A 14874-nucleotide genomic window follows, 5' to 3' on the forward strand; every position below is an offset into this window, starting at 1 on the left:
ACGCTTTCCGCCATGAGTTCAAGGGTCAAGCACGAGACGGCGCCATGGCCGGTCCGGGCGACAATGGCGTTCGCCATGGTCGTTCTGGCCGCGCTGTCCGCCCCGACCCTTTCTCTGGCCCAGACGCGGGGCAACGCCCAGGCGGACCAGACCTATGAGGACAGCGGTCAGCGCGGCCTGCCGGCCAACGGCCTCTACGCCTCGGAAACGGGCGAACGGTTCATCTTCGACGGTCGTGGAATCCGGCCCCTGTTCCGCTTCGAGCGGCGGGAAGAGACCTGGGTCCTGCGCTCGACCCCCGCCCCGCGCGGTGACGTCATCTATCGAAACGACGCGGGGGCCCAGATCCTGCGCGTCACGCCCGACGGCGGCCTGACCCTCTATACCAGCCGGGCGCCGAACGGCTCGCCGGCCTCGCGCGTGGGTCAGGGGCCGGCGCTGGAACTGCCGACGCTCGGACCGATTCGCCTCTTCACCCTGATGAACCAGCGCGGAAGCCTGGTCAGTCAGGCGCTGGGCCGTCTGATCGTCATCAACCTGTCGGGCGAAGAGTCCGAGGCCCTGATGGTGGACGCCCTGATCGTGACCACCGAGGCGGTCATCCGCATGTCCCGCACCCCGACCTTCCGCGAGAGCATCTCGGGCCTGCGCAGCATCACCCTGGTCGAGGGCACGCGCAGTTCGGCCACCTTCTCGCGCGGCGACCTGCGGATCGTGGTCGATCCGCGTCAGGGCCAGGCCGGGCGGCCGTCGTCGTCCAGCATCATCCGCGCCGTCGCCCCGCGCGAATAGGCTCGGCCTCTAGAAACTGTCCTTCGCCGCCCGGCGTCGCGCGAACTCTTCCGCGCTACCCGCCGTCAGGAAGGGGTTCAGCGCTCGTTCGATCTTCATCGTCGTCGGCACGGTCGGTTCGCCCCGCTCGCGGGCCGCGAAGATCGCCTCGGCATGGGCCCGGACCTCGGGTCGGTCGTCGACGCTCAGGGTGAAGCGGGCGTTGGCCGCCGTGTATTCGTGCGCGCCGTACAGCACCGTCTCGTCCGGCCAGGTCAGCAGCCGGCTGAGGCTGTCCCACATCTGCTCCGGCGTGCCCTCGAACAGCCGCCCGCAGCCCAGCGGGAACAGGGTGTCGCCGGTGAAGGCGATGGCGTCCTTGGGCGAGCGGAACACCACATGCCCCAGCGTATGGCCGGGCGTCGCCGTCACATGCAGGGCCGTCTGGCCGAGCATGACGATGTCGCCCTCCTCGACCACCCGGTCCAGCGGCGCGACCTTCCGCACCTCTTCCGGCCCCCAGATGTCGCAACCGGTCTCGGCCTTAAGCCGGGCGTTCCCCTCGGTGTGGTCGGGGTGCCAATGAGTGTTGATGATCCGGTCCAGCCTGCCCCAGCCCAGGGACTGCACCGCATCCAGGATCACCTGGGCGTCCGGCGTGTCGATTGCCGCGACCGTACCTGTCGCCTCGTCTCGCGCCAGAAAGGCGTAGTTGTCGGTCCGCGCCGGAAACAGATGAACGGTCAGGGGCATTTCGTCGTCCTTGGTGGGCGGGGCCTGATCGCCATATAGTCAGGACCATGCGTCGCGCCATCGAAGACCTGCGATCCTTCTACGGCGAGCCGACCGGCGCCCTGGTGCGTCGGCTCCTGGCCAAACGTCTGGAGGACGCATGGGGCGAGGCCCCCGGCTGTGACGTCCTCGGGATCGGCTACCCAACGCCCTGGCTGGACGCCTTCGTCGGCGCACGCCGCGTCATCGCCGCCATGCCCTCCGGACAGGGGGTCGAGACCTGGCCCACGGTCGGTCGCAACCGCACCCTTCTGGTGGACGACAAACGCCTGCCCTTCCCGGCCGGCTCGTTCGACCGCGTCCTTCTGGTCCATGCGCTGGAGGAGGCGGACGATCCCACCCTGTTGCTGACCGAGGCCGTGCGGGCCCTGGCCCCCGCCGGCCGCATCATCCTGGCCGCCGCCGCCCGGGGCGGGATGTGGGCGCGGTCCGAAAACACCCCCTTCGGCCACGGCCGCCCCTTCACCCGAGGCCAACTGGAGCGGCTGGTCCGGGCGGCGGGTCTCGAGCCCACGGCCTGGTCCCAGACCCTCTATGTCCCGCCGTGGACGCCGCTTCTGGCCATGGCCGACGGCTTCGAACAGATCGGCCGCCGCGTCATGCCGGGCGCCGCCGGGGTCATCCTTCTGGAGGCCACGCGTCAGGCCTATGCCCGCATCCGCCCGTCCGGCGCGACCCAGCGCGTCCGTGCCGAAAATCCCGGCCTCCAGCCCCAGCCGGTCACGCGCACACTGGATAGAGACGCCGAACCCGGCTAAGCGGCGGCCATGCACCGCCTGATCCTGATGCGCCACGCCAAGACCGAGCGGACGGCCGAAAGCGGCCTCGACCGCGACCGCGCCCTGACGCAGCGGGGATACGACGACTCCATCATCATGGGCCGTGTCCTGGCCGAGAAGGGGCTGCGCCCCGACCTCGCCCTCGTCTCCTCCGCGACCCGTACGCACCAGACCTGGGAGACGATGCACGAGGCCTTCGGCGACGTCGAAGTCCGTATCGAGCCGAAGCTTTACGACGCCTCCACCGACACCATCCGCCGGCTGGTGGAGGATCTGGAAGACTCCACCGGCTGCCTGCTGGTCGTAGCCCACAATCCGGGCGTCCAACTACTTGCGATGGAATACCTGACCGAGAGCGCCGCCTCGCCGTCCATTCTCGACCGGATGGCCGGCGGCTTCCCGACCGGCGCGGCCGCCATCTTCGAGGTCGATGTGGCCGGCCGCTGCGCCTACGACGGCTTCTTCACGCCCAAGGCCTTCGGCGGCGGAGCCGAGGACTGATGACCGACACCACCGCCTTCAAGATCATCGACGCCGCCGAGTGGCGTCAGGCCGTGGCCGAGGGCGCCTATGCCGGATCGGCCGTCGATCTGGCCGACGGCTACATCCACCTCTCGACCGCCGCCCAGTTGGATGAGACCGCCCGCAAACACTACGCCGGGCGCGAGAACCTGATGCTGCTCACCGTCGACCTGACGGCGCTGGAAGACACCATCGTCTGGGAGCCCTCGCGCGGCGGCGCCCTGTTCCCGCACATCTACGGCGACCTGCCGGTTCGGGCGGTAACCGAGGCCAGACCGTTCACGGTTCCCGCCTGATGCCCCTCCCCGATCTCGGCGCCGCGATCCTTCGCAACCTCGACCCGGAGACGGCCCACGGCCTGGCCATCACGGCCCTGAAGACCGCGCCCCTGCCGGGCGCCCCCGCCGACGATCCGATCCTGCGGACCCAGGTCGCGGCTCTCGACCTGCCCAACCCGGTCGGTCTCGCCGCCGGTCTCGACAAGAACGGCGAGGCCCTGCACGGCCTTTCCCGCCTCGGCTTCGGCTTCGTCGAATGCGGCTCGGTCACGCCGAAGCCCCAGCCCGGCAACCCGAAACCCCGCCTGTTCCGCCTGTCCGAAGACCGCGCCATCATCAACCGGATGGGCTTCAACAATGCGGGGCTCGAAGCCTTCGCCGACAACCTGTCCCGCCGCCCGAACGCCGTCGTCGGCGCCAACCTCGGCGCCAACAAGGATACCGAGGACAAGGCCGCAGACTACGTGGCTGGTCTCAAACGCCTCGCCGGGCTCAGCGACTATTTCACCATCAACATCTCCTCGCCCAACACCCCAGGCCTCCGTGCCCTGCAGGGCCGCGAGCAACTGGACGACCTGCTGGGTCGTATCAATGAGGCCCGCACCACCCCGGCTCCCGTCTTCCTCAAGATCGCGCCGGACCTGACCTCGGCCGAGATCGCCATGATCGTCGAGGCGGCCCTGGCCCACCGCATCGACGCCCTGATCGTCTCCAACACCACGCTGGACCGTCCCGACAGCCTGACGTCCCGCGATCGCGCCGAGACCGGCGGCCTCAGCGGCGCTCCGCTCACCGGCAAGGCCCTGGCCGCCCTGAAGGACGCGGCGGCTGCGTCAGAAGGTCGCTTGCCCCTGATCGGCGTCGGCGGCATCGGCTCGGGCCAGGACGCCTGGGACCGCATCCGGGCGGGCGCAAACGCCGTCCAGGTCTATTCCGCCCTGATCTACGAGGGGCCGGGCCTGGTCGGCCGCATCAAGCGCGACCTCGCCGCCCGCCTTCGCGCCGAGGGCTTCACCAGCATAAGCGAAGCCGTTTCCGCCTCGCGTTGACGGAGCGTTAGGGCGCGTCTGCCATGGTTCCCCGATGCGTGGCGAAGACCGCGCGCTTTGTCGGGGGCAGAATGTCGGAGGCCAGTACGATCACGCCGCCGACCTGGGCCGCGGCGGTCCGCCGTCGCCGTAAAGCCCTGTTGCAGCGCCTGGCCATGGGCGCCGCCACCGCCATGGTCTTCAGCCCCCTGTTCGGCTGGACCTTCAGCGCCGGCTGGATGGCCTGCTATTTCGTGGTCCAGCTCGTCGATCTCTGGGTCTTCGCCCCGATCAACAGCGGCAAGACCGAGCGGATGGGGCCGATGCGGTCCGTCGCCGGCATGGCCATGCTGTTCCTGAACGCCGCCGCCTTCGGCAGCCTGTCGATCCCGCTGTGGCTGACCGGCGGCCCCATGGGCGGGGTCTGCGCCGCCATCCTGGCCGCATCCGGCGCCATCTACGGCGTCATCAACTCGCCCCGTTCGCGCCAGGTGCTGGCGATCACCATCGCGCCCCACTTCCTCTATATGGCGGCGACCCCCGTCTGGATGCTATGGTACGGCGCCTCGCCCTCCTTCGTGACCGCCGTGGCCGTCTCCTTCGTGGTCTTCGGCATCTACTGCCTGTCCACCTGGCAGCGCATGAACCAGGCCGCCGACGCCGAAAGCGCCGCCCGTCTGGAGGCCGACCGTCGCCGCGCCCAGGTCGAGCGCGCCATGGCCGGCCAGCAGACCTTCCTGGCCACGGTCGGCCACGACCTGCGCACCCCGATCAGCGCCATCCTGACCGGCGCGGCCGAGCTGGAACGCGGCGCGACCGACGGCGCCGCCCGCGCCCAGGCCGCCCTGATCACCGACGCCGGGATCATGATGAAGGCCCTGCTGGACGATCTGCTGGATCACTCCAAGCTCGAGGCCGGCCGCATGCAGGTCGAGACCGTCGACTTCAACCTGCGCGGTCTGATCGCCCAGACCCTGATGTTCTGGCAGGGCGAGGCCCGCGCCAAGGGTCTGAGCCTGCGCGTCGAGGGCGCGTCCAGCATCCCGAGCGCGGTCAAGGGCGACCCGATGCGCCTGCGTCAGGTGCTGAACAATCTCGTCTCCAACGCGATGAAGTTCACGACCGAGGGATCGGTCACCCTGCGCCTCTCGGCCTGGGTCGAGGAGCCGTCGAACTACGCCCTCCTGATCGAGGTCGTCGACACCGGCCCCGGCATGACGCCCGAGCAGTTGGCCCGCCTCTTCACCCCCTTCGACCAGACAGCAGAGGGCGTCAGCGCTCGCCACGGCGGCACGGGTCTGGGCCTCAGCATCTCGCGCGACCTGGTCGAGCTGATGGGCGGCCGCCTGACCGCCCGCAGCCATCCGGGCGAGGGCGCGGCCTTCACCGTCTCCCTGATGCTGCCGCGCGGCGAGACCGTGGTCGCCGCCCCCGCCGGCTTCAACGACGAAAGCCGGGGCGACATCGTCCGCAGCCTGGCGCCCCGCGCCCTGGCCCAGCGCGCCGCCCCGACGCCGCCGGTCATCGAGGCCGAGCCGGTCGTCGTCGCCGAGCCCGAACCCGAAATCGTCGAGACGCCGATCGAAGACACCGCCGAGATCGAGGAGGACGGCGACCGTCCCCTGCGTGTCCTCGTCGTCGACGACCACGACATCAATCGCCGCGCGGTGGAGCTGATCCTGGCCCCCTTGGGCTGCGATATCTCGACCGCCGCCGACGGCCTCCTGGCCCTGGCCCAGTGCGAGACCAAGGCCTTCGACGTCATCTTCATGGACGTGCGGATGCCGGAGCTGGACGGCCGTGAGACCACGCGTCGCCTGCGGGCCGGCGGAGGCCCCAACGCCGGGATCCCGGTCATTGCCGTCACCGCCGACACGTCGCCCGACGACATCGCCGCCTGCATGGCCGCCGGCATGACCTATTTCGTGTCCAAGCCCCTGACGCCCGCCGCCCTTCTTGGCGCGCTCAATCACGTCCTGGCCGGTGAGGCCTCCGAGGAAGACGAAGCCGAGACCGTCGCCGCCTGAAACTCGGCGACCAGTCTGTCCGCCACATCCGGCGATTTCAGATCGCATTCCCAGACCGTGACGACGCGCCAGCCGTCATTGGTCAGCTTGGCGACCGTTTGACGATCTCTGGCGACATTCCTGGTCAGTTTGGCGGTCCAGTAGTCGGCGTTGGCCTTGGGCTTTCTGGAGCCCCGCGCACAGTCGTGCCCGTGCCAGAAACAGCCGTGGACGAAGATGACGGTCCGCCGTCCCTTCATCACAATATCGGGTCGGCCAGGCAGGCCTGAGCCGCCCAGCCGATAACCGATCCCCGCCGCGCGCAGGATCCTGCGCACGGCGATCTCGGGCGAGGTGTCCCGCCCCTTCACCCGACGCATGACGGCGCTGCGCTTCTCGGGCGTGAAGATGTCTGTGCTCATCAACACCTCGCGCTCAAGCAGCGAGCCGCCGCGCGGCGAGCGGTAGCGCTCTTAGAGTTGAGCCAGCAGATGCTCGGCCGAGGACACCTTGAACTCGCCGCCCTGTTCGATGTTCAGCTCCTTCACGACGCCGTCCACGACCAGCATCGAATAACGCTGCGAACGCTCGCCCAGGCCGAAGCCCTTGCCGTCCAGCACCAGACCCACGGTCCGGGTGAAGTCGCCGTTGCCATCGGCCAGCATGACCACATCATCGGCCGTCAGGCCCTGGCTCTCGGCCCAGGCGTTCATCACGAAGGCGTCGTTGACCGAAACGCAGGCGATGACGTCCACGCCCTTGGCCTTCAGCTCGGCCTTGTTGTCGACATAGCCCGGCAGGTGGCGCGCCGAGCAGGTCGGGGTGAAGGCGCCGGGCACGGCGAACAGGGCGACGGTCTTGCCCGCGAAGAACTCATCGGTGTTGACGGGCTTGGGGCCTTCCGGCGTGCCCTGCGACAGGGTTGCCGAGGGAATGCGGTCGCCGATCTGGATCGTCATGGAAGGCTCCGAAGAGGTCTGGGTTGGGCGCGCTGCGCCGACCTCGGTCAGATAGGCGCACCCAGGGCCGCCGCCAAGCGTGATCGTGATCGGCAGCGCCTTGCGGAAAGGCCCCGTCGCACCGATCATTCAGCCATGGACGACTTCCAATCCCTCACGGGTCGGCTGCTGGTGGCCATGCCCGGCATCGACGACCCGCGTTTCGAACACGCCGTCATCCTGGTCTGCGCGCACGAGCCGGACCACGCTATGGGCGTCCGCATCGACCGCCCCGCGCCCGGCGTCGATCTGAAGGCTGTCCTGACCAAGCTCTCGCTCGACGCTCCCGAACAGGCCAGCGGTCGCCCCGTCATGGTCGGCGGCCCGGTCGAGAAGGAACGCGGCTTCGTGCTCCACACCGACGACTGGATGATCGACGCTGCCTCCACGCCCTTCGGTGCCGGCCTCGCCCTGACCGGCACGCGCGAGGCCCTGACCGCCATGACCGATCCGGCCACGGGGCCGCGCCGGTCGACGCTCATGCTCGGCTACGCCGGCTGGGGCGACGGTCAGCTGGAAGAAGAGTTGGGCGACAACGTCTGGCTGACGGCCGAGGCGGACATCGAGCTTCTGTTCGACACCGATTTCGACACCAAATGGACGCGGGCGCTCGCCGGTCTCGGCGTCGATGCGGCCATGCTATCGGGGCAGTCGGGCCGGGCCTGACACACCCATGAGTTGAGAAATCAGCTCAGACCTGATCTTCTTCGGGCATGAAGCCCATCGTCTTCGCCCCGCAAGCGCCCTTCAAGATCGCGCAGCGTCGGCTCTGGTCGACCTGGGTCGAACGATGTGTCCGCCAACCCGACTGGATCGAGAACGACCCGACCGATCCCACGGTCGAGCGGCGGTTCGCCGTCATCCCCGAACATGACGCCAGGGTGCTGCGCGTCGCCGTCCGAGAGACGGAACGGGAGTTCTTTGTTATAAGCGCCTTCTTCGACCGTGGAGCACGCAAACGCCATGCGGCCAAACACCTATGATCCGGACGCCGACGCCGCCTACATGGTGCTGGGCGAGGCGGTGATCGTCGAAAGCGAAGAAGTGGCCCCGAACATGGTGCTGGACTACGACGCGGACGACCGCGTGGTCGGCATCGAAATCCTCAATGCGTCGAAAACGCTGGCTCCCGGCGACTGGAAGAACTGGCCCCTTCCCGGCGCCGACGACCAGGCCCACGCCGCCGAGTAGGTCTCAGCCCGACCGCGCCTTCAGCGGCGCGACGCCGTCCGACAGGCTTTCGTTCAGATAGACCTCGGCCTTCTGCGCGGGCAGTGCGGGCGCATAGCCGAAGCCCTGGCCGTAGTGGCAGCTGGCGTCGAGCAGGAGGGCGGCCAGGCTGGCGTTCTCCACCCCCTCGGCCACCACCTCCAGGTTCAGGTCGCGCCCCAGGTTGACGACCGACTTCACGATCTTCGCCGAGCCCTCGTCCTTGTCCATCGTCAGAACGAAATAGCGGTCGATCTTCAGCGTATCGAACGGCAGGCGCGCCAGATACGACAGCGACGAGAAGCCCGTGCCGAAATCGTCCAGCGCCAGCGACGCCCCCACATCCTTCAGCTTCTGCAGGATCACGGCGGCCGACGCCGTGTCGCGCATGATGTCGCCCTCGGTGACCTCCAGCTTCAGCGCGCCGCGCGGCAGGCCGGTCTCCTGGATCACCCGCGCCACGTCCTCGATCAGGTTCGGCCGCTCGATCTCGCCGACCGACAGGTTGACGCTGCAGAACAGCTTGCCGGCCGAAGGGTGGCGCTGCAGCCACTCCGCCAGCTGACGCGCCGACTGGGTCATCATCATCAGGCCCAGATCGTTCATCAGGCCCATCTCGTCGGTCAGGCCCAGGAACTCGTCCGGCGGCACCAGACCGCGCTTGGGGTGACGCCAGCGGGCCAGGGCCTCGAACCCGGCCACGGCGCCGGTGTTCAGGTTCACGATCGGCTGGAAGAAGGGTTCGATCTCGCCGCGCACGAAGGCGTTCCTCAGATCCGCCTCCAGCGCCAGTCGGCTCAGGCTGTCGGACTCCATCGCCCGGCCGTAGGCGGCGGTCCCCCCGCGCCCGACCTTCTTGGCGGCGCAGACGGCCAGTTCGACCCGGCGCAGCAGTTCGGCCGAATCCGGCGCGTCCGGCCCGCCCTCGAAGGTCACAGAGCCGATCGAGACGGTCGGATAGATGTCGAAGCCCGCGACCCGCAGAGGCTGCTCCAGCGCGTCCCTCAGCCGGTCGGCGGCGTTGCCCGCCCCGCGCGGCACAACGACCGCGAACTCGTCCTCGCCGATCCGGGCCGGGTTGGCGTCGAAGGAGAAGGCGGCGGCCATGCGCGAACCCAGCGCCGAGATCACCATATCGGTGCGCTCGTGGCCCAGGGCCTCGTTCAGGCGGCGCAGACGGTCCACGTCGGCCACGACCATGTCGTATTCGCCGGGCGTGGTCAGGGTCTCGGCGGCGCGGCCGAGGAAGCTCTTGCGATCCAGCAGGCCCGTCAGGGGGTCCTTGTCCGAACCCGCGATCTTGATCTCCAGCGCCACCATGCCGGCGGCGCGCAGCCCATCCTCCAGCCACACCCCGCGCCACAGGCAGGTCTCGGATCCGCGCATGCGCAGACGCACCGCAACCTCGGTCCCCTCGGCGGCGGGTTTCAGGATGCGTTCGGCCAGCGACCGGTCCTGCGGCAGGGCAAGCGCGATGAAGGCGGCCCCCGAACATTCCGGCGCCAGCGGCCCCAGGCCCAGCGACCGGGTGGCCCCGGTGAAGCGGATGGTGTCCTCGCCCGGCGTCCAGATCCACAGGGCGGAATCGGCGGCGGCCAACGCCTCGATGGCCGTGGTCGCGTCCCAGGTCATGGTGCGGGGTCGCGGGGTCACGGGTGCAGGCGTTCCTTCAGGACACGGCGACGTCGTCCGACACGAGGCCGAACAGCAGATGATCTGCCCACACGCCGTTAATTTTAAGATAAGCCCGCGCCTCGCCCTCCTTCACGAAGCCGGATTTCTCCAGCACGCGACGCGATGCGGCGTTGGTCGGCAGGCAGGACGCCTCCAGCCGATGCAGACGGGCGGATCGGAAGGCGAAGCCCGCCATGGCCTTCACCGCCGCCGTCGCCACCCCGCGCCCCGCGAACGGCTGCCCGACCCAGTATCCCAGCGTCCCCGTCTCCGCGACGCCGCGACGCACGTTCGACAGGGTGATGGCGCCCATCAGGGTCTTTCCCCGCGCGTCGAAGACGAAGAACGGCCAGGCGTGACCCAGCTCCATCTCCCGCGCATAGACGCCCAGACGCCGCCGATAGGCCGCCTTGGTCAGGTCGTCGTCGGGCCAGGACGGCTCCCACGGCTGCAGATAGTCGCGCGACAGCTCCCGCAGCTCGGCCCAGGCGGCGTAATCACCCGTGCGCGGCGGCCGCAACAGCACCCCCTGCCCCTCGACCACGGGCCCGGTCGCATCCGTCATCCAGTCGAGGAGGGCCATGGGATGACTCTAACCTTCCGCTCATCCCCGCGAAAGCGGGGACCCAGTTCTTTGGGCGAGCGAATCGGACCGGAAAAGACAGACCCTCATCCCGCGCACGGCTGCCTCCCGAAAGCACTGGGTCCCCGCTTTCGCGGGGATGAGCGGATTTATTGGGAGACCCGCTCCACGAACGCCCGCCCCGCCGGCGCGGCCGCCTTGGGGCCCAGCACGGCCGTCGAGGCCTTGCCGGAGGCCAGCACCCGCTCGCCGACCGCCTTCAGGTCCGCCGCCGTCGCCGCCTCCATCCGCGCCGCCGTGTCGTCCGACGGCACGGGCGCGCCGAACATCAGGGTCTGGGCCGCGATCCGGCCCGCGCGGCTGGCCGGGCTCTCGTCCGACATCCAGAGCGAGCCCTTCAGCACCGCCTTGGCACGCGACAGTTCGGCGTCCGTCGGTCCCTTCAGCGTCAGATCGCGGACCTCGTCGGCGCAGACCTGGGCCAGTTCCACCGACCGGTCCGCCGCCGCTCCGGCGTAGATCCCCAGCACCCCGCCGTCGTCATAGGGCTCCTGATAGGCGTCGATGGCGTAGGCCAGGCCCCGCTCCTCGCGCGCGCTCTGGAACAGCCGCGACGCCATCCCTCCACCCAGGATTTCGGTGAACAGACGCAGCGCGGGAATGGCCGGATCGCCGGCCGCCAAGGACGGCAGCTGGAACACCAGATTGGCCTGTTCGATCTTGCGCGTCAGGGCTGCCGTTCCGCCGATGAAGGTCGCGGGCTCCGGCGCATCGGCGGGGGCCGCCACGGCCGATCCGAACCAGCGCTCGGCCAGGGCCAGAAGCTCGGTCTCGTCCACCGCGCCGGACACCGCCACCACCATCCGGTCGGGCGAATAGAGGCGCGCGCGCCAGTCGCCCATGGTCGCCCTGTCGGCGGGCTTCAGGCTGGCGATCGAACCCAGGATCGGCCGCCCCAGCGGTTGGCCGGCGAAAGCCTGGGTCTGGGCCATTTCGAAGACGTGGTCGTCGGGCGTGTCGAAGGCCTCGGCGATCTCCTGGGCCACCACGTCCTTTTCCCGCTCGATCTCGGCGGCGTCCAGCGTGGGGCGGAAGACCAGATCGGACACGATCTGCATGGCCAGCGGCAGGGACCCGTCCAGCGCCCGGATCTCGAAACTGGTGCGCTCGTATCCGGTGGCGGCGTTGATCGACCCGCCCTCGGCCTCGATCCGCTCGACGATGTCGCGCGCCCCCATCTCGCCCGCGCCCTTGAACACCAGATGTTCGAGCAGATGCGACCAGCCGGAGCGGCTTTCGCTTTCCCACCTCGCCCCGCCCTTCACCGCGACGGTCAGGGCCAGGGTGCGCAGGCCAGGCATGGGATCGCAGACGACGCGAACGCCATTCGAAAGCGTATGGAGGGTGGCGGTCAGGGGGTGGTCTTTCTGTACCTGCGGACAAGGACGGCCACATAGAAACCCAGAAGGGCCAGCGCCAGTCCGTACCAGGTCAGGGCATAGCCCAGATGGTTGTTCGAGAACGCCGCCGGCGGGGCCGAGGCGACCAGGGCGCCGATCTCCGGATTGGGCGAGGTCAGGGCGAACAGGGTGAACTCAGACGGCGCCCCCGCCCCCAGCTGGGCGGCCATGGCGACGCTGTCCCGGCCATAGAAGCGACCCTCCGACGGCGGCGGCGTCATAGCCCCCGGCGGAGGCGAACGGCGCAGCTCCACCGCCATGGCCAGGGGCAGGGTCGTGGCCATGACGCGCGGCCGGGCAGAGACGCTGTCGGGCACGAAGCCGCGATCCACGAGGAAGGTCTGATCCATGCCCTCAGGGACGCAGGCCGAGATCAACCGGCTGCCCGGCTGGCCGTCATGGATCGACTGCAACTCGACATAGGCGGCGGTCGGCAGGCCGCGACAGACGACCAGGGCCTTGCGGAACTCCGGATCGGCGGCGGTCAGAACCTCGGGCAGGGGCGCGGGCGGCAGGTCGGCGGTCGCCTCGGCCTGGGCGATCAGCCCCTCCTTCCACGCCAGCCGCTGCATCTGCCAGGTCCCGAGGCCGCACAGCACGACCAGACAGGCCGCGATGAAGACGGTCAGCAGGATGGGGCAACGGGCCCTGGTCTCACTCATCGCGCGGGGCTCCGTTCTTCATCTGCAGGGCGATCATCACCCCCTTGCCCGGCCGCATCAGCCCCATGGACAGCCCGACCACCAGAGGCAGGGCCACGGCCAGCATGGCCCAGATCGGCGGGTCATAGGCGATCTGGACGAACAGGGCCGAGAAGACCACCAGCCCGCCCGCGATCTGCATGATGAAGATGGCCGCTCCGTCGCCGGTGTTCAGCCGGGTGAAGTCGAAGCCGCAGACGGCGCAGGCGTCGACGACCTTCAGGAAGCCCTCGAACAGCCGGCCCTTGCCGCAGTTGGGGCACCGACAAAGGAAACCGGCGCGGACCTGATCGATCCGCGCCGGCGTGTTGGTTTCAGTCTGGGATGGACGGTTGTCCAACGCCGTCCTTAGCCGAAGACGACGTAGACGAAGGCGAACAGGAACAGCCAGACCACGTCCACGAAATGCCAGTACCAGGCGGCGGCCTCGAAGCCGAAATGTTTCTCCGGCGTGAACTGGCCGGCCAGCAGACGACCCAGGCAGACGGCCAGGAAGATGGTGCCCAGCAGGACGTGGAAGCCGTGGAAGCCCGTCGCCATGAAGAAGATCGAACCGTACAGGCCCGAGTTGATGGCTTCCTCGTTGAAGAACAGGTTCTCATGCAGGATGTGTTGGTACTCGTAGGCCTGAACGCCGGTGAACAGCACGCCAAGCAGGACCGTGATGATCAGGCCCATCTTGGCGCCCTTGCGATCACCGATCTGCAGCGCATGGTGCGCCCAGGTGACCGTCGTGCCGGACAGCAGCAGGATGACGGTGTTCAGCAGCGGCAGCGACCAGGGGTCCAGAACCTCGATGCCCTTCGGCGGCCAGGTCGACCAGGCGGCGGCGGTGTCGGCCCAGTTGCCGATCTCCGGAATGTGCTCACGCGCGCCGTGGAACAGCGACATCTCGAAGAACATCCAGAAGAAGCCCACGAAGAACATCACTTCCGAGGCGATGAACAGGACCACGCCGTAACGCAGGCCGATCGACACGACCGGGGTGTGGTCGCCGCGACGGCTCTCCTTGATCACGTCCGACCACCAGCCGAAGGCGGAGTAGAGGACGCCGGCCAGACCGGCGAAGAACAGCCACGACGTGCCTTCCGGCAGGCCGAAGACGCCCTTCATCCAGGCCACGGCGCCGACCATCATGACCGTCGTCGCGATGGACGCCGTCAGCGGATAGGGGCTCGGGTCGACCAGGTGATAGTCGTGATGCGGTGCGGCGTGGGCCATGCGTCGGATCTCTGAATCGGCGAGAGAAGAAGATTTGGAACGGGCTATAGCGTCGCCGCTCAGCCTGCGCCAGTGCCGGAACGGACGGCGTTCTGATTAGCGGCCCCGTTATCGTCCGACACGGGGTAGAAGGTGTAGCTCAGGGTGATCTCGTTGACGCCCCGGGTCTCCGCGTCGTCAACCATTTCGGGCGCGATGAAATACTGCATCGGGAACTGCATCGTCTCGCCGGCGCCGATCGTCTGATCATCGAAGCAGAAGCACTGCAGCTTCTGGAAATAGGCCCCGGTCTGTTCGGGCACGACGTTGTAGCTGGCCCGCGCCAGGATCGGCTTGTCCGAGGTGTTGGTCACGTCGAAATAGGCGATGCCCGTCTCGCCGATACGGACCCGCTGGGTCACCTGCTCGGCCTTGAACACCATCGGCAGGCCCCGGACGTTGGTGTCGAAGCGGATGTTGACGGTGCGGTCCAGAACCACGTCCGACGGCTTGTCCGCCTTCATCGTCGTGCCGTTGAAGCCGGTGACCTGGCAGAACATCCGGTACAGCGGCACCGCCGCGAAGGCCGCGCCGGTCATGGTCAGGACGACCCCGGCGCAGACCAGGGCGATGAATTTGGCCGAACGGGGCGCGGCCATCAGTTCGACGCTTCCGTCGCCGGGGCGGCATGGCGCTCGGAGGCGGCCACGACGGCATGCTCCTGGGCCGTGCGGGCCGCCAGGTTCGCCTGCATCCGCGTGAAGGTGGTCAGGAAGATCAGGACGATGAAGGCCACCAGACCCAGGGCGATCCACAGGCTGCGCTTGTTGCGGGCGGCGAGTTGTTCAGGCGTCAGATAGTTGGACATCGGCA

The 14874-nt window shown here is 68.8% G+C and carries 20 protein-coding genes; 9 read left to right on the top strand and 11 right to left on the bottom strand.

The window, feature by feature from the left end:
* The first annotated feature begins 63 nt into the window (after nucleotides 1–63).
* Nucleotides 64–792, top strand: coding sequence for a DUF4908 domain-containing protein (locus tag ACETK8_RS18935; RefSeq protein ID WP_374037375.1), 729 nt, complete (start codon nucleotides 64–66; stop codon nucleotides 790–792).
* A 9-nt stretch (nucleotides 793–801) separates the two neighbouring features.
* On the opposite strand, the gene gloB is transcribed toward ACETK8_RS18935, so the two are convergent.
* Nucleotides 802–1524, bottom strand: a complete 723-nt coding sequence (gloB, locus tag ACETK8_RS18940) for a hydroxyacylglutathione hydrolase (RefSeq protein ID WP_374037376.1) — start codon at nucleotides 1522–1524, stop codon at nucleotides 802–804.
* 47 nt (nucleotides 1525–1571) lie between these two features.
* On the opposite strand from gloB, the gene ACETK8_RS18945 reads away from it, so the two are divergent.
* The 5 genes from ACETK8_RS18945 (at nucleotide 1572) to ACETK8_RS18965 (ending at nucleotide 6197) form a co-directional block, all read left to right on the top strand.
* Nucleotides 1572–2321, top strand: coding sequence for a class I SAM-dependent methyltransferase (locus ACETK8_RS18945; protein WP_374037377.1), 750 nt, complete (start codon nucleotides 1572–1574; stop codon nucleotides 2319–2321).
* A 9-nt stretch (nucleotides 2322–2330) separates the two neighbouring features.
* Nucleotides 2331–2843 (top strand): SixA phosphatase family protein, encoded by a 513-nt coding sequence (locus ACETK8_RS18950; protein ID WP_374037378.1) that lies wholly within the window; start codon nucleotides 2331–2333, stop codon nucleotides 2841–2843.
* Complete coding sequence (locus tag ACETK8_RS18955; protein ID WP_374037379.1) at nucleotides 2843–3160, top strand: DUF952 domain-containing protein; 318 nt, start codon at nucleotides 2843–2845, stop codon at nucleotides 3158–3160. The genes ACETK8_RS18950 and ACETK8_RS18955 overlap by 1 nt, the downstream gene beginning before the upstream one ends.
* Nucleotides 3160–4191 (top strand): quinone-dependent dihydroorotate dehydrogenase, encoded by a 1032-nt coding sequence (locus tag ACETK8_RS18960; protein ID WP_374037380.1) that lies wholly within the window; start codon nucleotides 3160–3162, stop codon nucleotides 4189–4191. Before ACETK8_RS18955 ends, ACETK8_RS18960 begins: the two co-directional genes overlap by 1 nt.
* A 71-nt stretch (nucleotides 4192–4262) precedes the next feature.
* On the top strand, nucleotides 4263–6197 hold the full coding sequence (locus ACETK8_RS18965) for an ATP-binding protein (protein ID WP_374037381.1): 1935 nt from the start codon (nucleotides 4263–4265) through the stop codon (nucleotides 6195–6197).
* Here ACETK8_RS18965 and ACETK8_RS18970 read toward each other — a convergent pair.
* Entirely contained in the window at nucleotides 6140–6598 is a 459-nt protein-coding gene (locus tag ACETK8_RS18970) for a very short patch repair endonuclease (protein ID WP_374037382.1), read from the bottom strand. The genes ACETK8_RS18965 and ACETK8_RS18970 overlap by 58 nt on opposite strands.
* A 51-nt stretch (nucleotides 6599–6649) precedes the next feature.
* Nucleotides 6650–7135, bottom strand: coding sequence for a peroxiredoxin (locus ACETK8_RS18975; RefSeq protein WP_374037383.1), 486 nt, complete (start codon nucleotides 7133–7135; stop codon nucleotides 6650–6652).
* Nucleotides 7136–7270: 135 nt separating this feature from the next.
* Between ACETK8_RS18975 and ACETK8_RS18980 the strand changes: the two genes are divergently transcribed.
* Genes ACETK8_RS18980 through ACETK8_RS18990 form a run of 3 tightly spaced genes read left to right on the top strand, consistent with a single transcriptional unit; the run spans nucleotide 7271 to nucleotide 8365 of the window.
* Entirely contained in the window at nucleotides 7271–7840 is a 570-nt protein-coding gene (locus tag ACETK8_RS18980) for a YqgE/AlgH family protein (RefSeq protein WP_374037384.1), read from the top strand.
* A gap of 47 nt (nucleotides 7841–7887) precedes the next feature.
* On the top strand, nucleotides 7888–8157 hold the full coding sequence (locus tag ACETK8_RS18985; RefSeq protein ID WP_374037385.1) for a DUF4258 domain-containing protein: 270 nt from the start codon (nucleotides 7888–7890) through the stop codon (nucleotides 8155–8157).
* Nucleotides 8138–8365 carry a DUF2283 domain-containing protein gene (locus ACETK8_RS18990; protein WP_374037386.1) on the top strand — a complete coding sequence of 76 codons (228 nt, stop codon included), beginning with the start codon at nucleotides 8138–8140 and terminating at the stop codon, nucleotides 8363–8365. The genes ACETK8_RS18985 and ACETK8_RS18990 overlap by 20 nt, the downstream gene beginning before the upstream one ends.
* Nucleotides 8366–8368: 3 nt before the next feature.
* Here the strand turns inward: ACETK8_RS18990 and ACETK8_RS18995 are convergent, their stop codons facing one another.
* From ACETK8_RS18995 to ACETK8_RS19030, 8 genes are all read right to left on the bottom strand, one after another.
* The gene (locus ACETK8_RS18995) at nucleotides 8369–10015 is read right to left on the bottom strand and encodes a putative bifunctional diguanylate cyclase/phosphodiesterase (protein ID WP_374039435.1); all 1647 of its coding nucleotides are present in this window, start codon (nucleotides 10013–10015) and stop codon (nucleotides 8369–8371) included.
* A gap of 37 nt (nucleotides 10016–10052) precedes the next feature.
* Nucleotides 10053–10640 carry a GNAT family N-acetyltransferase gene (locus tag ACETK8_RS19000; RefSeq protein WP_374037387.1) on the bottom strand — a complete coding sequence of 196 codons (588 nt, stop codon included), beginning with the start codon at nucleotides 10638–10640 and terminating at the stop codon, nucleotides 10053–10055.
* Nucleotides 10641–10789: 149 nt separating this feature from the next.
* Nucleotides 10790–12001 carry a M16 family metallopeptidase gene (locus tag ACETK8_RS19005; protein ID WP_374037388.1) on the bottom strand — a complete coding sequence of 404 codons (1212 nt, stop codon included), beginning with the start codon at nucleotides 11999–12001 and terminating at the stop codon, nucleotides 10790–10792.
* A gap of 50 nt (nucleotides 12002–12051) precedes the next feature.
* Nucleotides 12052–12762, bottom strand: coding sequence for an SURF1 family protein (locus ACETK8_RS19010; RefSeq protein WP_374037389.1), 711 nt, complete (start codon nucleotides 12760–12762; stop codon nucleotides 12052–12054).
* Nucleotides 12755–13141 carry a DUF983 domain-containing protein gene (locus tag ACETK8_RS19015; RefSeq protein WP_374037390.1) on the bottom strand — a complete coding sequence of 129 codons (387 nt, stop codon included), beginning with the start codon at nucleotides 13139–13141 and terminating at the stop codon, nucleotides 12755–12757. The genes ACETK8_RS19010 and ACETK8_RS19015 overlap by 8 nt, the downstream gene beginning before the upstream one ends.
* An 8-nt stretch (nucleotides 13142–13149) precedes the next feature.
* Nucleotides 13150–14022 (bottom strand): cytochrome c oxidase subunit 3, encoded by an 873-nt coding sequence (locus ACETK8_RS19020; protein ID WP_374037391.1) that lies wholly within the window; start codon nucleotides 14020–14022, stop codon nucleotides 13150–13152.
* Nucleotides 14023–14081: 59 nt separating this feature from the next.
* Nucleotides 14082–14660: a cytochrome c oxidase assembly protein gene (locus ACETK8_RS19025; protein ID WP_374037392.1), complete on the bottom strand. Its 579-nt coding sequence runs from the start codon at nucleotides 14658–14660 to the stop codon at nucleotides 14082–14084.
* Nucleotides 14660–14869, bottom strand: coding sequence for a hypothetical protein (locus ACETK8_RS19030; protein WP_374037393.1), 210 nt, complete (start codon nucleotides 14867–14869; stop codon nucleotides 14660–14662). Before ACETK8_RS19030 ends, ACETK8_RS19025 begins: the two co-directional genes overlap by 1 nt.
* Between the last annotated feature and the right edge of the window lie 5 nt (nucleotides 14870–14874).

Origin of the sequence: Brevundimonas staleyi (genome assembly GCF_041893865.1) — a bacterium.
Lineage (GTDB): Bacteria > Pseudomonadota > Alphaproteobacteria > Caulobacterales > Caulobacteraceae > Brevundimonas > Brevundimonas staleyi.

What these genes read in the sequence shown, in the direction of transcription:
- ACETK8_RS18935 (WP_374037375.1), top strand. Translation starts at nt 64, where the DNA reads ATGGCGTTCGCCATGGTCGTTCTGGCCGCGCTGTCCGCCCCGACCCTT.
- gloB (WP_374037376.1), bottom strand. Translation starts at nt 1,524, where the DNA reads ATGCCCCTGACCGTTCATCTGTTTCCGGCGCGGACCGACAACTACGCC.
- ACETK8_RS18945 (WP_374037377.1), top strand. Translation starts at nt 1,572, where the DNA reads ATGCGTCGCGCCATCGAAGACCTGCGATCCTTCTACGGCGAGCCGACC.
- ACETK8_RS18950 (WP_374037378.1), top strand. Translation starts at nt 2,331, where the DNA reads ATGCACCGCCTGATCCTGATGCGCCACGCCAAGACCGAGCGGACGGCC.
- ACETK8_RS18955 (WP_374037379.1), top strand. Translation starts at nt 2,843, where the DNA reads ATGACCGACACCACCGCCTTCAAGATCATCGACGCCGCCGAGTGGCGT.
- ACETK8_RS18960 (WP_374037380.1), top strand. Translation starts at nt 3,160, where the DNA reads ATGCCCCTCCCCGATCTCGGCGCCGCGATCCTTCGCAACCTCGACCCG.
- ACETK8_RS18965 (WP_374037381.1), top strand. Translation starts at nt 4,263, where the DNA reads ATGTCGGAGGCCAGTACGATCACGCCGCCGACCTGGGCCGCGGCGGTC.
- ACETK8_RS18970 (WP_374037382.1), bottom strand. Translation starts at nt 6,598, where the DNA reads ATGAGCACAGACATCTTCACGCCCGAGAAGCGCAGCGCCGTCATGCGT.
- ACETK8_RS18975 (WP_374037383.1), bottom strand. Translation starts at nt 7,135, where the DNA reads ATGACGATCCAGATCGGCGACCGCATTCCCTCGGCAACCCTGTCGCAG.
- ACETK8_RS18980 (WP_374037384.1), top strand. Translation starts at nt 7,271, where the DNA reads ATGGACGACTTCCAATCCCTCACGGGTCGGCTGCTGGTGGCCATGCCC.
- ACETK8_RS18985 (WP_374037385.1), top strand. Translation starts at nt 7,888, where the DNA reads ATGAAGCCCATCGTCTTCGCCCCGCAAGCGCCCTTCAAGATCGCGCAG.
- ACETK8_RS18990 (WP_374037386.1), top strand. Translation starts at nt 8,138, where the DNA reads ATGCGGCCAAACACCTATGATCCGGACGCCGACGCCGCCTACATGGTG.
- ACETK8_RS18995 (WP_374039435.1), bottom strand. Translation starts at nt 10,015, where the DNA reads ATGACCTGGGACGCGACCACGGCCATCGAGGCGTTGGCCGCCGCCGAT.
- ACETK8_RS19000 (WP_374037387.1), bottom strand. Translation starts at nt 10,640, where the DNA reads ATGGCCCTCCTCGACTGGATGACGGATGCGACCGGGCCCGTGGTCGAG.
- ACETK8_RS19005 (WP_374037388.1), bottom strand. Translation starts at nt 12,001, where the DNA reads ATGCCTGGCCTGCGCACCCTGGCCCTGACCGTCGCGGTGAAGGGCGGG.
- ACETK8_RS19010 (WP_374037389.1), bottom strand. Translation starts at nt 12,762, where the DNA reads ATGAGTGAGACCAGGGCCCGTTGCCCCATCCTGCTGACCGTCTTCATC.
- ACETK8_RS19020 (WP_374037391.1), bottom strand. Translation starts at nt 14,022, where the DNA reads ATGGCCCACGCCGCACCGCATCACGACTATCACCTGGTCGACCCGAGC.
- ACETK8_RS19025 (WP_374037392.1), bottom strand. Translation starts at nt 14,660, where the DNA reads ATGGCCGCGCCCCGTTCGGCCAAATTCATCGCCCTGGTCTGCGCCGGG.
- ACETK8_RS19030 (WP_374037393.1), bottom strand. Translation starts at nt 14,869, where the DNA reads ATGTCCAACTATCTGACGCCTGAACAACTCGCCGCCCGCAACAAGCGC.